We start from the raw sequence: 14,204 nt of genomic DNA on the forward strand, positions 1-14,204 counted from the left end.
CAGTTTTTGGGGAGCGCGACTTGCGTCCTCACTGGGGATGTTGTCGTGAAAGGCCGCACCGTGAACGTTCTGTCTGTTGTCGAGTATCAGGGATTCTGGGGGTCGTTCGGCGACCTGATCTGGTGGTTCCTGTCGCTGTTCGTGCTGTTCGCCTACATCATGGCGGTGTTCTCCGTGATCTCGGATCTCTTCCGCGACCACACGCTCAACGGCTGGTGGAAGGCCGTCTGGGTCATCTTCCTGATCTTCGTGCCGTTCATCACCGTGGTGATCTACCTGATCGCGCGCGGTCGCGGCATGTCCGAGCGCGCGGCGGCGCAGGCGAAGCAGTTCCAGGACGCGCAGGACGCCTACATTCAGCAGGTTGCGGGCTCGACGCCCACCGACGAGATCGCCCGGGCGAAGGATCTGCTCGACGCGGGCAGCATCACCGAGGCGGAGTACCAGCAGCTCAAGGCGCAGGCGCTGGCGCGCGCGAACTGAGCCTCGCGGGGTCGGCGCATCGCCGCCCCGACCCCGCGACGTCGTCTCCGCGAGGTCGGCGCCGCGATGCGTCAGCCGTTACGCGTCAGGCGTCAGACGTGACGGGGGTGAACTCGGGCTCGGCGCCCGGCCGGAACACCCCGATGGTTCCGGTCGGCACCTCGTGCCAGGTGCGTCGGCTCCAGTGCAGCTCGAGCGGCTCTGAGGCGACGAGTTGGGCGTCGTCCGGTAGCGGTGATCCCGCGTCCTCCGCCGTGTGGAGCGACACCGGTCCGGCCGAGTGGAAGAGCGACGGGGCCTCCTGCGCGGGCGCGGCGGGGTCCTGATCCGGACTGATCCAGCGCAGCACCACGAGACGGGACCCGTCGGACGCGCACATGGTCGCGCGGAACGGCTCCGCAATGTCGCGCTCGTGCCGCGCCCGTTCGACCCGGGCCACCATCCGACGCAGCGCCGCGACGGGATCGTCGGCGAGGCCGTAGGTGAGCGCCAGGAAGAAGCAGACCTCGGTGTCCCCGTTGCCCAGGATGCCGGGGTAGAGGTCCGGGGCGACGTCGAAGGTGAGGTCGCGCTTGAGCGCCGAGAAGCCGTTGATCTCGCCGTTGTGCTGAAACATCCAGCCGTCGTGCACGAAGGGGTGGCAGTTCTGCTCCGCGATGGTGCCTCCCGGCGCGGCGCGGACGTGGGCGAGGAAGCAGCCGGATGCGATCTGAGCGGCCAGTGCGCGAAGGTTCTGGCTGTCCCAGGCCGGCTCGACCTGGCGGAACCGGCCGATGCGGCCGCCGCGACCGGACCAGGCGACGCCGAAGCCGTCGCCGTTCGTCGGGAAGGCGTGACCGCGGAACTGCGCGCCGATGCCCGCGCCCGGAACGATGAGGTCGCGGGCGAGCAGACTCTGATCGATGAGGGAGTGGTTCGGGGTGACCAGCACGTCCTCGAGCGGGATCGGCGACCCCAGGTAGGCGAGCCAGCGGCACATGCGGTGCTCCCTCCGCTCTCGGGGTCATGCGGGATGATGCGGGTGATGCGGGACGGTGCGCCCAGGCTAACCGGCCGATCGTGCCGGGGACAAGGTGCGCGGCCCCCAGGCGGAGCGGCGGTAGAGCGGCAGGCCGGCGACGAGCGCGAGCAGCAGCACCCCGCACGCGAGTGCCGGGAGGGCGGAGTAGCCAAGGGCCTGGGCGAGGAACGCGGGGGCTATCGCGCCGATCACGGCACCGGCTGCGATGATCCCGTTGAGCAGCCCCATTGCCGAACCCTCGGACCCCGGTGCCACCTGCACCACCATCATCGTGGCCGCGACCACCTCGAACGAGTAGGCGATCGCTGCGAGCACCAACGCCGCCGATCCGATGACGGTGGCCCCTGGGAGGTGGAGTGCGGTGGTCAATGCCATCGCGCCGAACGCCACGATCGTGGTGACGAGTCCGATGAACAGCACGACGCCCGGACCGACCCGGTTGGCGAAGCGCCCCGCGAGCGGGTAGAGCAGTGTGCCGATCGCGGCACCCACGAGGAAGAGCAGGGACGACATGTTCGGGGGCACCGAGAAGCCGTCGCGCATGACGAGGGGCACGACGTTGAAGAACGTCTGCACTCCCGTCATCGTGAGGAGCCACGTCAGCAGGAAGATCCCGAACCGCCCGCGCAGAGCTGCGAGGACGCTCATGTGTGGCTTCGCGCTCGCCGCCGACGGAACGGGCCGCAGGCGTGGCAGGCGGATCCGGCCGAGCGCGACGCCCGCGGCGAGCAGCACTGCCGTGAGGAGCCACCCGAGCTGGAGGTGCGCCGCCGCCACCGCGGCAATGATGAGGCCCACGACCTGCCCAGCGCCGTAGGCCAGCCGGAACCAGCTGATGCGAGTATTCCACTCGGCTTGCGGGTGCGCCTCAACGATGAAGAGGCCGGCGACCGTGCCCGCAAGGGAGCCGGCGCCGCCGAACACGAGTGCGAGGAGTGCCCAGAGCCAGACGTCCTGGGCGAAGGCGAAACCGGCTACGGCGAGCGCCATCACAGGGAAGCACAGGAGGAAGACGAGGCGCTGGCGTCCGGTGCGATCCGCGAGCGAGCCGAGCACGGGGGCGAAGAGCCCGCCGACGTAGAACGCCGCGACCACGAGTCCGACTAGGGTCGCGCCGTTTCTTCCGCCTTGCTCGACGGTGAGGGGGACGAGGATCGGCGCGACACCGAGCACCATCATGCCCACGAGCGCGTAGGCGGCGTACCAGGGTTCGGTCCAGCGCATGGCTCCAGACTACGGTCTCAGTGCGGGTGCGGCGGTGGCGTTTCCGGCGTCGGCCGCCTCCGCCGGCGCCTTCTTCGGCCACACGGTGTAGCTCGCCGCCCAGATCACCTCGATCGTGAAGATGATGCCGAGGAAGCGGAAGGTCTCGGTGAGCGCCCGGGACCGCTCCGCGTCTCCCGTGATCCCGATGAGCAGCCCCAGCACCGCGGACGCGATGACGATGGCGAGCCCGGTACGGAGCACATCGGCCCAGCACGCGCGGGTGTAGGCGGCGCCGAAGCGCTTGACGGGGGCGGGGCCGCCCGAGAATCGGTGGGCGAAGCGCACGTCGGCCCACGCGATCATGCGGTGCCCGTACGCGATCGAGAACCCGAGGTAGATCGCGGCGAGCGTGTGCGCGAAGTGCGCGGTGCCGCCGCCGCTGAGATCGATCGCGACCGCCGCCAGCAGGATCAGGTCGACGACCGGGGTCATGATCAGCAGTGCGGCGCCGAGCTTCGGCCGACGGAACACATAGCGCGCGATGAGGCCGAGCAGGATCAGGACCCAGAAGCCGATCTCACAGCTCAGGATGATGGCAAGGATCACGCGACGACCTCCGTGTTTTCGTAGCACACTCGTACTAGAACGCATAGTAGCACGACCGTGCTACGTTGAGTCCATGCCCCGTCGGATCGATCTCGAGCAGCGCAAGGCGCAGCTCGCCGAGGCCGTCTGGCGCACGATTCTCGAGCGCGGGATCGGCGCCGTCTCCGTCCGCACCGTCGCCGACGCCGCGGGGATCGCCGTGGGGTCGCTGCGCCACGTCTTCCCGACGCGCACCGAGCTGCTGTCCTTTTCCGCGGAATTGATGGTGCAGCGGGCGACCGACCGGATCGTGGCCGCGCCGCGGAGCGGGGATCCCGAGCGCGACGCCGTCGCCCTGCTGTCGCACCTGCTGCCGCTCGAGCCCGACAGTCGAGCCGAGCTCGAGGTCAACATCGCGCTCATTGCCGAAGCGCCCGCGACCCCCGAGCTCGTGCCGATCCGGGATCAGGCTGCGCGGGCGATCCTGGGCCTCTGCCGGCGTCTCGTGGAGTCCCTTGCGCCGGGGCTCCCGGCGACCCGGGCGGCCCTCGAGTCGCGTCGGTTGCACGCGCTGCTGGATGGGCTCGCACTGCACATCCTGGCCGAGACGGAGACGGAGTCGGCCGATGCAGAGGCCCCGGACCCCCGCGACTGGGCGGTGCGGATCCTGCGCGAGGAGATCGCGCGCATCGCCACGCTCGGCGACGTGCGCGCCGAATCGACCGGCGCGGCTACGCGGCCTGAGTCGACGACACGACGATGACCGCGTCGAGGGTGTGACCCGAGAGATCGTAGTTCTGCAGCGCTTCGAGGCTCGGGATCAGCTCGATCGGGTCGATCTCGATGGTCGTGAACTGATCGCCGTGCTCGTTCACGAGCATCGCGAACGGTGAGATCTGCTTGCTGACGACGGCGACGTATTTTCCCTCGGCGAGCAGCGCGGTGGCGAGGGCGATGGCCTCGTCGTTCGACGCTGCGAGGTGCTTGTCGATGTTCATGGTGTGCTCCCGATTCCGGTCGTCCGTCGCCGAGCCGGCGCGCGGACAGCGTGCGTCGACCTCGGTTGGCATTCATCCTAATAGTTAGAAAGAGCTAAACTGTTTGAAGAATGCTGAGAAGCTCGGGGGACGGAGTGGTGTGACGGAGTCGAGAGCGCGCTTGATCGAGCGCTACGCCGAGGAACGGCACGCCGTCACGGCGCTGCTCGCGTCTCGACTCGTGAGTCCGCTCATCACCTCCGGACTCACGGCGAATCAGCTGAAGATCATTCTGCTCATCACGTCGGACCTCGCGCAGACCGGTCGGGATCTCGCCGAGGTGCTCGATGTCTCCCCGGCGTCGGTGTCCACGAGCGTCGACCGCCTCGTCGCGATGGGCTACCTGTCCCGTGCGAGTGACGCGGGCGACCGGCGGGTGACGCACCTGATCCCGACCGAACGGGCGACCCGGATCCACGATCAGATCCTCGAGGGGCACGGCGCCTGGGAGCACTACCTGGAGCACATGCCCGTGGACGATCTGGACGCGCTGGTGCGCGGGCTCGCGTCGCTCCGCCGGGTCATCGCGGAACGGATCGATCCCGATCCCGCGCTCCCGGAGTCCGAGTAGCCCTCCGCCGCACGCCCGTTACAGCCAGCCCCGTTCGGAGGCGAGCACCACGGCCTGCTGCCGGCTCGAAACGCCGAGCTTGCCGAGCGCCGCTGACAGGTGATTGCGCACCGTGCCCGGCGCGAGGAAGAGCGACCGAGCGATGTGCGCGGTCGATTCCCCGCGCTGCCCCGCCCGCAGCACGTCGAGCTCGCGGTCGGTCAGCGGGCACCGTTCGGCGCTGAGTGCGTCGGCGGCGATCTCGGGGTCGACGTAGCGGCCGCCCGCGGCGACCCTGCGGATCACGGCCGCCACCTCGGAGGCGTCGCGGGACTTCGGCAGAAAGCCCGAGACCCCCGAGGCCAGTGCGCGACGCAGCACTCCGGGTCGCGCGTGCCGCGTCACGACGACGCAGCGCACGCCGCCCGCATCGCGCAACCGCTCCGCCACCTCGACCCCGTCGCGTCCGGGCATCTCGAGATCGAGCAGGCAGACGTCCGGCCGCAGTCGCAGGGCCTCGGCGACGGCCTCGTCCCCGTCCGCGCAGGTCGCGATGATCTCGATGTCCTCCTCGAGGTCCAGCAGCGCCGCGAGGGCGGACCGGATCATGGCCTCGTCGTCGGCCAGCAGCACGCGGATCATCGGGCTTCCTCCGGCAGGAGGATCACCACGGCGAACTCGTGCCGACCGCGGCGCACCTCCACGGTGCCGCCGGCCTCCTCCACGCGGCGGACGATGCCCGCGAGCCCGGAGCCCTCGGGCGCCGCGCCGGCGAGCGCTCCGCCGGTGGGCGCCGCATCGGATCCGTCGTCGTTGCTCACCTCGTAGCGCCACTGCGAGCCCTGGTGCTCGAGCGTGAGCTTCGCCCAGCGGCCGCCGCCGTGACGCAGGACGTTGGTCGTCGTCTCCCGGATCACGGGGCCGAGCACACTCCCGGGAGCAAGCTCCGCGCCCTCCACCACCCGCGACTCGACGACGGTGCCGGCGGCGCGGAGCAGGTCCACGGCGTTCGCGATCTCGTCGCCGAGCGGCACGGTGCGGAAGCGGAGCGCGAGATCCCGCGTGCCCTGCCGTGCCTCATCAACGCTGGCCCGTGCCGCCCGCAGTTGATCCAGCGCGGCGTCGAGGTCGCGGCCGATGAGGCGCTCGGTGAGTTCGAGCTGCAACGCGATCACCTGCAGGTGGTGCCCCTGCAGGTCGTGCACGTCGGTGGCGACCCGCAGCCGCTCCTGGGTTGCACCGAGCCGCGCCTCAGCGCCCCGCGCGCGATCCAGGCTGATGACGACGTCCCACCACCAGAGCGAGGCCGCCGTCATAGACGGCAGGATGATCGCGTACGTGCAGGGCAGGATCCACTGCCCGAGCGCGGCGGCGCCGTCCTCGGCGAGAATCGTGACGCGGACGTCGACGACGGTGAGGGCGATCAGCAGCAGGGTCGCGGCGATGACCACGCGGAACCGTACGCCGCGCGGCCAGTTCAGGAGTGCGAGCGATTGCGCCAGCGGAAATGCTGCAGCGACCCAGAGCCCGGAGAACCACCACGCCAGCAGGCCGGTGCCCACCGAGACGACGAGCGGCACGAGCGCACTGAGCCAGCGCACGTCGGGCAGCCCCTCCTCCTGGGCGCGGTACCGGAGCGTGAGCGGCACGGTCGAGGCGATCCAGATGCATCCGGCGGCGAGCACGGCGAGCAGCTCCACGGCGGGCGCCCCGCCCTCGAGCATCGCGGTGATCCAGAGCAGAATGAGCAGGATCTCGAAGGCGAGGACCCCCGCAACCGTGTACCACCAGGTCGCGGTGATGCCTCGGGTGAGGCGCAGGCGCGTCGCGGGTGCGGTGGCGTCCGCCGCCGTCCGGGTCCTGCCGTCGGTCTGCATGGTGACCACCCTAGACGCATGACAATTGTCAGCGGTCGACCGTGACGGGTGCACGGAACGTCGTGACGCCCCTCACTTCCGCGGGAGGCGGAGAGCCGATGAACTGGAGAGGACCTCGGGGCAGCCGGCTCCGATCCCGCCCGATCCGGCGCCGCCGGATCCCGGGCCCCGAAGCAGGAGGAGACCGCACATGAACATCATCGACACCTTCCAGGACCTCGTCGGGCAGGTCAACGAGTTCGTGCAGCCGTTGATCCTCGCCGCCGCCGGCGCGATCCCCTTCGTCGAGGGTGAGGGGGCCGCGACGATCGGCGTGCTCGGCGGGATCAACCCCGTGGTCGCCGCGGTGTCGGCGATCATCGGCAACTTCGTCTGCGTCGCCGTGCTGGTCTTGCTGAGCGCGCGGGCCCGCACCGCCGTCGTGACGCGCAGCCGGGCGCGGAGCGGGATGCGCGCCGGCGCCGAGGGCGCGGGATCGACGACCGCGGTCGCGGTCGCGGATCGACCGGAGGCCGGTCAGCGATCGGAGGAGCGCCGCGCAAAGTTCCAGCGGGCGTTCGAGCGGTATGGCGTTCCCGGCGTGAGTCTCCTCGGTCCACTGCTCCTGCCGACCCAGTTCACCGCGACCATGCTCGCCGCGTCGGGTATCGGCCGAGGCCGGATCCTGTTCTGGCAGGCGCTCGCGATCATCGGCTGGACCACACTCGTGACGCTGATCGCCACCGGCGTCATCTCCGCGGTCCGCTAGACCGAGGCACCTGCCGCTCGCGGTCCGCCGTCGAACGCGCGGCCCCCGGTCGAGGCCCACTTCCGCACCCGATGCCCCGATCGCGCTGCAGAAGTGGGCTCCGAGCGGGGGCCGCTCGATCCTGAGGGAGCCTAGCGCCCGGCCGGCGAGCGGTTCTCGGCCGACACCATCCAGGCGAACTGCTCCAGGCTCTCGATGATCTGGTGCAGGATGTCGGCGCTCGTCGGATCCTCGTCGTCGACGTCGTCGTGCACGTCCCGGATCGTCCCCACCGCGGACTCGAGGCGCGCGGTCACGAGATCCACGGTCTCCGTCGTGTCGACCTCGCCGTTCGGGAACTGCGGGAGCGAGGTGGTGCTCGACACCGTGCTGCTGCGGCCGTCGGGGATCCCGTGCAGCGCGCGCATGCGCTCCGCGATCACGTCGCTGAAGCCGCGGGCGGCCTCGATGATCTCGTCGAGCACTCGGTGCGTGTCGCGGAAGTTGCGCCCCACGACGTTCCAGTGCGCCTGCTTGCCCTGGCCGGCGAGTTCGATGAGGTCGACGAGCACGGCCTGGAGGTGCTCGACGAGCTGCTTCGAGGCGGTGAACCCGCCTTCCGCATTCTGACGACGGGTGGTCCGGGCTCCGCGAGCGGTCGCCTTTTTCTGTTCAGCCATGCCGTCACGGTACGCGCCCCTCGCGCGGGGCCACCAGGGGGTTGCGTATCGCGGGCGGATTGCTATGAGTCCGACAGCGCGGGGGTTCGGGGCCGCACTCTCGGCCGCAACTCCCCGAGCTTCACCGTGACCACGCCGAGCACCACGAGTGCCGCGCCGACCCACTGCAGGCCGGTCGGCACGATGGCCAGGAGCACGATGGTCCACAGGATCCCGAACAGCGGCTCGGAGTAGCCGGTGAAACTCGCCACGGTCGCGCCGAGCCGGCGGGCGGCGGCGACGCCGAGCACGTACGAGATCACGGTCGAGATCAGCACCATGCCGGTCACGACCACGACAGGGGACACGGAGACGCTGACGAGCGTGGCCGGTGCTGCGGTCGCGGTGAAGGGGAGCAGGCCGGTCGCCGACACGACGACGAGCGCGACCGCCCCGACCGCGAGGCCGAGCCCCACGAACGGCAGCGGCGGGATGCCGTGGTCGCTCGATGCGCCGGCCGCGAAGTAGGAGGCGTTGCCGACTGCGGCGATCAGGGCGAAGAGGATCCCGAGCGGATGCAGGGCTCCGCCGGTCGCCACACCCGATACCGCGACGAGGCCGAGCACGGCGATGGCGGCGCCGATCAGGGTCAGACCCGACGGCTGCACCCGGGTGCGGATCCAGTACCAGAAGACGAGCATGACCGGACCGAGGAACTCGATGAGCAGCGCAAGGCTCGGCGGGATGAACTGCACGGCGAGGAAAAACGCCAGCTGGCACCCGACCACCGCGAGCAGCCCGAAGAGCAGGATCGGTCGCCAGGCGCGACGCACCCGATCCCACTCGCCGCGCAGCATGATGCAGGTCGGCACGGCGAGCACGACCGCGGCGAATCCGATGCGCGCGGTGACGGCGGCTCCGGCGCTCCAGCCCGCCGACATGAGCGCACTGGCGAAGATGCCCGAAAGCGCGAAGCAGGCCGCCGACCCCAGCGCCAGCAGGAATCCCATCACGGGCCATGCGCGCCCAGTTCCCACCGCCGCCGCCTCTCGATCGTCCCGGTCCGCGCGAGCGGGGTGCCGACGCGTTCTAAGGTGAGCCTACCGGCTGCCGGAGCGGGCGGCGACCAGAACTCACGTCACACCTTGCGGGGGATTCCCCGGGCGGCGTACGGTGAGTCGCAGAACCGCGGAGCGATGCGTCTCCGGGCGGTGCTCCCGCAGCGATCGAGAGGGTCCCATGCCGACATCTGAACCCGCAATGTCGCCGTCCGACCTGCCCGTCGCGGAGGTGCTCGATCGGGCGACCGGCCCGCGCCGCGCCGAGGTCGACGAGCTCCTGCAGATGCACCGCGAGATCAGCGGAGAGGAACCCGTCGTGTGGGCCGGGCGGATCCTCGGGTTCGGTCAGGTCGACTACGCCACCGACAGCGGACGCACGGGGATCGCACCGCTGCTCGCGTTCGCCCCGGGAGCCGCGAAGCACACGTTGTACCTCGTGAGCGACTTCGCCGAGCGCTGGCCCGACCTGCTGGAGCAGCTCGGGCCCCACAGGGCGAGCACGGCGTGCCTGTACCTCACTCGGCTCTCGAAGGTCGATCGCGGCGTGCTGCGCACGCTCATCGAGCGCTCGATGGCCGCGTCCCGCTGAGCCGTTCGCCGTGGCGGGTGAGTGTCAGCGGGCGAGTGTCAGCGGGCGAGTGTCAGCGGCGCATGAGAGGCTGTCGCCACGAGCATCGATCGCGGCGCTCGGGATGGGGGCGACGTGAAGATCAGGGAGACGTCGGCGTTCGACGGGCGGCAGTCCCGGTTCGACGCCGCCGCGGCGGAGGACACGCTGCGCGAGCTCGAGGAGCAGTTCGCGGCGGGTGACATCGACGCGCGCTCGTACCTCGTGAAGAAGCAGTCGCTCGTGCGGTTGTTTGTGAAGGCCACCACGTCGCCCGTGCGTCGGCGCCGCGAGGAGAACTACGACGGGGAGTAGAGGGTACCTTCACCGGTCGTGACGAGTGGTGGTGTGATGCCCGGAAGCCGCACCGCGCACACACAAAGACCCCCACCGCGAACGGTGAGGGTCTTGCTGTGCGCCCCAAGGGATTCGAACCCCTGACCTTCTGATCCGTAGTCAGATGCTCTATCCAGCTGAGCTAGGGGCGCATGTTGGCGTGCCAACCAGAGATACATTACACGACCCTCGGGCAAAACGAAAATCACGCCGACCCCGCCGCGCGTGGCGTCGCGCCGTTCCCGGCCGTGGCATGTCATGGGCTGCGGGTAGCCTAGAGGGCGTGTCAACGAACCCGACGAGCGCGAAGCTCGACTCCGCTCACTCCGACGCTCGCACCGGCGCTCGCTCCGGCGCTCATCTCGACGCGCCGTCCGCCGAGCTCGCACGCGCGGAGTCGCTGATCCTCGAGATCCCCGACTACCCGTCCGAGGGGATCCTGTTCCGCGACATCACCCCGCTGCTGGCCGACGGCCCGGCGCTGCGCGCGACCGTCGACGCGCTCATCGCACCCTTCGCGGGCCGGTTCGACGTGGTCGCGGGCCTCGAGGCGCGCGGGTTCCTGCTGGCGAGCGCCGCCGCGTACACGAGCGGAACCGGCCTCATGCCGATCCGGAAGTCGGGCAGACTGCCCCGACCCGCGGGCACGGTCGGGTACGCCCTCGAGTACGGCACTGCCGAGATCGAGGCGCACGCCGACTTCGCCCCGGGGAGCCGCGTCCTGCTCATCGACGACGTGCTCGCGACCGGAGGCACCCTCGTCGCGGCGCACGCGCTGATGCGCGAGCTCGGCTACGCCGTCGCGGGTACCGCCGTGCTCTTCGAGATCGACGGCCTCGGCGGCCGGGCGGCCATCGACGATCCCGCGCTGCACACGGTCTTCCACAGCTGACCCGATGAGCACGAAGCGGCGCAAGACGGGCGGCAAGCTGCCCCCGATGGATCCGTTCGACCTCGAGGGGTCGGATCCGGAGCTGCTGACCTCGGGCAGGATCCCCGATCCGCAGCCCGAGCACACCCCGTTCTTCCGCTGGCTCGCACGAGTGCTCACCGCGGTCGAGACACGCCTTCGCGCCCGGGGCGATCGGACGGTGCGCGGCGGGATCATCGCGAGCTGGGTCGCGCTCGCGCTCATCGGCGTGTTCCTGCTGTTCGGGCCGATCATCAACAAGCCCCTCGACTTCGACGACGTGATCGACTCCGCGGAGCTCAGCGAAGTGGACTGGGTCGCCCGCGACGCGGCGATCGACTACGTGGTGGATCGCGACGACGACGGCGCGTTCGTCGCCGAGGTGAGCGAGACGTATACCGCGGACTTCGTGAACGGTCCGGAATCGCGGGTCGAACGCGAGATCGTCACGGAGTTCCGCGGTCACGACGTGGAGTTCGAGCTGGTGGAGGCCACGATCGACGGGGTCGCCGCCGAGATGACGATCGACGCGCAGCCGACCACCACCACGATCCGGCTCGCGCGCGCCGACGGCGCCGACTTCTCGGGCACACCGGAGATCCGCGTCTCGTACGTCCTCCACCACCTCGTCTCCAGCGAGGTCGACGAAGCCACGGACCGCCCGATCGACGAGCTCTCCTGGCCGCTGTTCGCGCCCACGTGGCCGCAGGCCACGAAGGGCATCGAGGTCTCCCTGACGCTCGCGCCCGAGGTGAACGACGCGCTGGTGCGCGCGCCGAAGGCGTACGTCGGCTGGCTGCTCCTCAGCGAGACGGTGTGGCTCACCCCCGAGGCCGAGACCGCCGCGGGCGTCCGCTACGCCTTCACCAACGACGACACGCTGCCGCCGAACGCCGACGTCTGGATCGACGCCAGCTTCGCGCCCGGAACCTTCGAGCAGCCGCCGCAGACCACGCTGTTCTGGGTGCAGACCTACGGCCCGTTGATCCCGCTGGTGCTGCTCGGGATCCTGCTCCTCTTCGCGCTCGCGGCTCGCCGGATCGTGTGGGCCGACAGCGCGGGGGAGCCCTGGTACCTGCCGCGGAGCACGCCGCCGGAGGATTCGCCCGGGCTCGTCGCGCAGTTCCTCGACCGGCCCCGGCACGCCGAGCTCGTCGATGCTCTGGCCCGGGTGCCGCGGACCCGCCGGGGCGAGCCCGATGCGCGCCTGACCGAGAAGCGCACGAGCTGGTTGAGCGCCGTCGCCCGCGCCGGCCGTCGCGCCGGTCGCGCGGGCAACTTCCCATCCGTCTGGCGCCGCTCGTCGCGCTGGTCGAAGGACGACCTCGTCGTCGAGGAGAAGCTGCGGTGGGTGCCCGACAGCTACGTGCGCGACACGTTCCGCTGCGCGCCGATCGCCCTCACCCTGCTGCAGTGGGGCATCCTGCGGCAGCTGTCGGAGCAGGTGATCCTCACCGTCGTGTGGTGGCCGTTCGCGTTCGTCGTGATCTCGACGGCCCTCGCGTTCGCGACCCTGTGGGTCGTCCAGCGGCCGCGTCCGCTCACCCGATCCGGCGCCCTGCTGATGCAGCAGTTGCGCGGGATCGACGCGTACGCGCAGGCGACCCGGCTGCGGGATCGCGGCCCCGTCGACGATCCACTGCTGCCGTACGCGCTGCTCTTCGAGCGGCCGCGCCGAGCCGGTCGCGCCGCGGCTGCGCTCGCCGGGCAGGAGGCCGGGGATCCGCATCTCGGCCGCGGCTGGCGCACGGAGCACTTCGTGTCGATCCCGGCACTCCTTGCGCTCGCGGCATCGATCGCCCTCTTCGCGGGGGCGGTCGTGACCGCCGCGACCCAGCCGGCGCCGTACATGCACTCGCTGGACCACATCTCGAGATTCAGTGACCTGCCGGGCACGTCGCTCACCCAGATCGAGGGGTTCGAGATCGAGGCGACGCTCGAGCGCGACGCCGAGCGGCGGGCGTCGCTTCGTGTGGTCGAGCACCACACCGTGGGCTTCGCCGACGGCGGGCGCGTGCCGCAGTTCGTGCGCGAGTGGCCGAGCACCCGACTCGGGCAGCCCCTCGGAACGGCCGTCGACGCGGTGCGGATCGACGGCGAGGAGGTCCCGTTCCGGGAGATCCCGCAGCCGCAGAGCCTCGCGGTCGTGACGCAGCTCGAGGAGGTGCTGAGCGGCTCGCACGACGTGGAGATCGAGTACACGCTGTCGACCCCGGTGGTCGATGCGGTGACGGATCCCGAGACCACCCAGCAGCTGCGGTGGACCGCGCTCTACACCTTCTGGGACGACACGTTCTACACGAACCCGAGCAACCCTTTCGACGGCGATGCCCCGGTGCGCCCGATCAGCCTGCAGCTCACGGTCGCGCCCGACCTGGTCGACGCAATCCGTGGCGGCGGCTGGATCGATTCCGATATGGATCGCGACCGGATCCCGTTCGAGAGCGGTAACTGGTACGAGCCGTGGGAGATGGAGTTCCGCACCTACTCCGACGACAGCCAGGCCTACGACCTGCGCATCGGCAGCGAGCGCGTCGACGAGGACGGCGCGCTCGTCGTCCGCCTCGCCGTCGACGAGGTGGAGTCCCGACCCGGCGACGCCGAGGGCGAGGGACCGCCGTACACGATCGATCCCGACGTCAACGCCTGGCTGACGAAGTACGACCTGGGTCGCACGAACGATCTCGGGGTGCGGATCGACTTCGCCGAGGGCACCTTCAGCGGCGTCGACGACGAGGCGTTCGAGCGCTACCAGACCGCCTATCACCTGCCTTACGGGCTGGTGCTCGGTCTCGCCGGGCTCATCACGGTCGCGTCGGTCGGCACGATGGTCATGGCCGTGCGCTCGCGCCGGGGCGCCAGCGCGTCGCTCGCGACGATCGCCTTCGCCGCGATCCCTATCGCCACCGTCGCGCAGTGCGTGGCCTTCGGCTGGGCGGTCATGAGCATGCCCGGCAGCGACTCCCGGGGGATCGCCGCGTTCCTGCTCGGCGGTGTCATGCTGGTCGCGGTGACGGCGCAGGCGGTCCTGGTCGCGAAGGCGCGGCCGACGCCGCCGCGCACGTCCACGGGCGCGCAAGCGCGTGCGCAGGCCGCGGCGCGATCCCGAACCTCGCAACGCGCGGCACGATCCAAGAGACAATAG

The 14,204-nt window shown here is 70.6% G+C and carries 16 protein-coding genes and 1 tRNA gene; 8 read left to right on the plus strand and 9 right to left on the minus strand.

Annotated features, from left to right (window positions below; all coding sequences use genetic code 11):
• Positions 1–60 precede the first annotated feature (60 nt).
• Entirely contained in the window at positions 61–483 is a 423-nt protein-coding gene (locus MUN76_RS12045; protein WP_244684968.1) for an SHOCT domain-containing protein, read from the plus strand.
• Positions 484–568: 85 nt separating this feature from the next.
• Here MUN76_RS12045 and MUN76_RS12050 read toward each other — a convergent pair whose 3' ends face one another.
• The 3 genes from MUN76_RS12050 to MUN76_RS12060 all read right to left on the minus strand — a co-directional run bounded on the left by MUN76_RS12050 (position 569) and on the right by MUN76_RS12060 (position 3,316).
• A complete protein-coding gene (locus MUN76_RS12050; protein ID WP_244684969.1) occupies positions 569–1,462 on the minus strand; it encodes a class II glutamine amidotransferase in 894 nt (297 codons plus the stop codon).
• A 66-nt stretch (positions 1,463–1,528) separates the two neighbouring features.
• Positions 1,529–2,728, minus strand: coding sequence for an MFS transporter (locus tag MUN76_RS12055; RefSeq protein WP_244684971.1), 1,200 nt, complete (start codon positions 2,726–2,728; stop codon positions 1,529–1,531).
• A gap of 9 nt (positions 2,729–2,737) precedes the next feature.
• Positions 2,738–3,316 (minus strand): hypothetical protein, encoded by a 579-nt coding sequence (locus tag MUN76_RS12060; RefSeq protein ID WP_244684973.1) that lies wholly within the window; start codon positions 3,314–3,316, stop codon positions 2,738–2,740.
• A gap of 73 nt (positions 3,317–3,389) precedes the next feature.
• Here MUN76_RS12060 and MUN76_RS12065 point away from each other — a divergent pair, with 73 nt between their 5' ends.
• Complete coding sequence (locus MUN76_RS12065; RefSeq protein WP_244684975.1) at positions 3,390–4,058, plus strand: TetR/AcrR family transcriptional regulator; 669 nt, start codon at positions 3,390–3,392, stop codon at positions 4,056–4,058.
• Here the strand turns inward: MUN76_RS12065 and MUN76_RS12070 are convergent.
• A complete protein-coding gene (locus tag MUN76_RS12070; protein ID WP_244684976.1) occupies positions 4,027–4,293 on the minus strand; it encodes a hypothetical protein in 267 nt (88 codons plus the stop codon). The genes MUN76_RS12065 and MUN76_RS12070 overlap by 32 nt on opposite strands.
• 139 nt (positions 4,294–4,432) lie before the next feature.
• On the opposite strand from MUN76_RS12070, the gene MUN76_RS12075 reads away from it, so the two are divergent.
• A complete protein-coding gene (locus tag MUN76_RS12075) occupies positions 4,433–4,903 on the plus strand; it encodes a MarR family winged helix-turn-helix transcriptional regulator (RefSeq protein WP_244684978.1) in 471 nt (156 codons plus the stop codon).
• An 18-nt stretch (positions 4,904–4,921) separates the two neighbouring features.
• Here MUN76_RS12075 and MUN76_RS12080 read toward each other — a convergent pair whose 3' ends face one another.
• Together MUN76_RS12080 and MUN76_RS12085 are read right to left on the minus strand one after the other, a co-directional pair.
• Positions 4,922–5,524 (minus strand): response regulator transcription factor, encoded by a 603-nt coding sequence (locus MUN76_RS12080; protein WP_244684979.1) that lies wholly within the window; start codon positions 5,522–5,524, stop codon positions 4,922–4,924.
• A complete protein-coding gene (locus tag MUN76_RS12085; protein WP_244684981.1) occupies positions 5,521–6,759 on the minus strand; it encodes a sensor histidine kinase in 1,239 nt (412 codons plus the stop codon). Before MUN76_RS12085 ends, MUN76_RS12080 begins: the two co-directional genes overlap by 4 nt.
• Positions 6,760–6,949: 190 nt before the next feature.
• Here MUN76_RS12085 and MUN76_RS12090 point away from each other — a divergent pair, with 190 nt between their 5' ends.
• Positions 6,950–7,507, plus strand: coding sequence for a small multidrug efflux protein (locus MUN76_RS12090; RefSeq protein WP_244684983.1), 558 nt, complete (start codon positions 6,950–6,952; stop codon positions 7,505–7,507).
• A 131-nt stretch (positions 7,508–7,638) separates the two neighbouring features.
• Here the strand turns inward: MUN76_RS12090 and MUN76_RS12095 are convergent, their stop codons facing one another.
• A complete protein-coding gene (locus MUN76_RS12095) occupies positions 7,639–8,166 on the minus strand; it encodes a Dps family protein (RefSeq protein WP_244684984.1) in 528 nt (175 codons plus the stop codon).
• Positions 8,167–8,228: 62 nt separating this feature from the next.
• A complete protein-coding gene (locus tag MUN76_RS12100) occupies positions 8,229–9,182 on the minus strand; it encodes an EamA family transporter (protein ID WP_244684986.1) in 954 nt (317 codons plus the stop codon).
• A 202-nt stretch (positions 9,183–9,384) separates the two neighbouring features.
• On the opposite strand from MUN76_RS12100, the gene MUN76_RS12105 reads away from it, so the two are divergent.
• Both MUN76_RS12105 and MUN76_RS12110 read left to right on the plus strand, forming a co-directional pair.
• A complete protein-coding gene (locus MUN76_RS12105) occupies positions 9,385–9,795 on the plus strand; it encodes a DUF1801 domain-containing protein (protein ID WP_244684988.1) in 411 nt (136 codons plus the stop codon).
• Between the two features lie 114 nt (positions 9,796–9,909).
• Positions 9,910–10,128, plus strand: a complete 219-nt coding sequence (locus MUN76_RS12110) for a hypothetical protein (RefSeq protein ID WP_244684990.1) — start codon at positions 9,910–9,912, stop codon at positions 10,126–10,128.
• 99 nt (positions 10,129–10,227) lie between these two features.
• On the opposite strand, the gene MUN76_RS12115 is transcribed toward MUN76_RS12110, so the two are convergent.
• Positions 10,228–10,301, minus strand: a tRNA-Arg gene (locus MUN76_RS12115).
• Between the two features lie 131 nt (positions 10,302–10,432).
• On the opposite strand from MUN76_RS12115, the gene MUN76_RS12120 reads away from it, so the two are divergent.
• Entirely contained in the window at positions 10,433–11,041 is a 609-nt protein-coding gene (locus tag MUN76_RS12120) for an adenine phosphoribosyltransferase (protein WP_244684991.1), read from the plus strand.
• 4 nt (positions 11,042–11,045) lie between these two features.
• Positions 11,046–14,204 carry a DUF2207 domain-containing protein gene (locus MUN76_RS12125; RefSeq protein WP_244684993.1) on the plus strand — a complete coding sequence of 1,053 codons (3,159 nt, stop codon included), beginning with the start codon at positions 11,046–11,048 and terminating at the stop codon, positions 14,202–14,204.

Source organism: Leucobacter rhizosphaerae (assembly GCF_022919175.1).
Classification (GTDB): domain Bacteria; phylum Actinomycetota; class Actinomycetes; order Actinomycetales; family Microbacteriaceae; genus Leucobacter; species Leucobacter rhizosphaerae.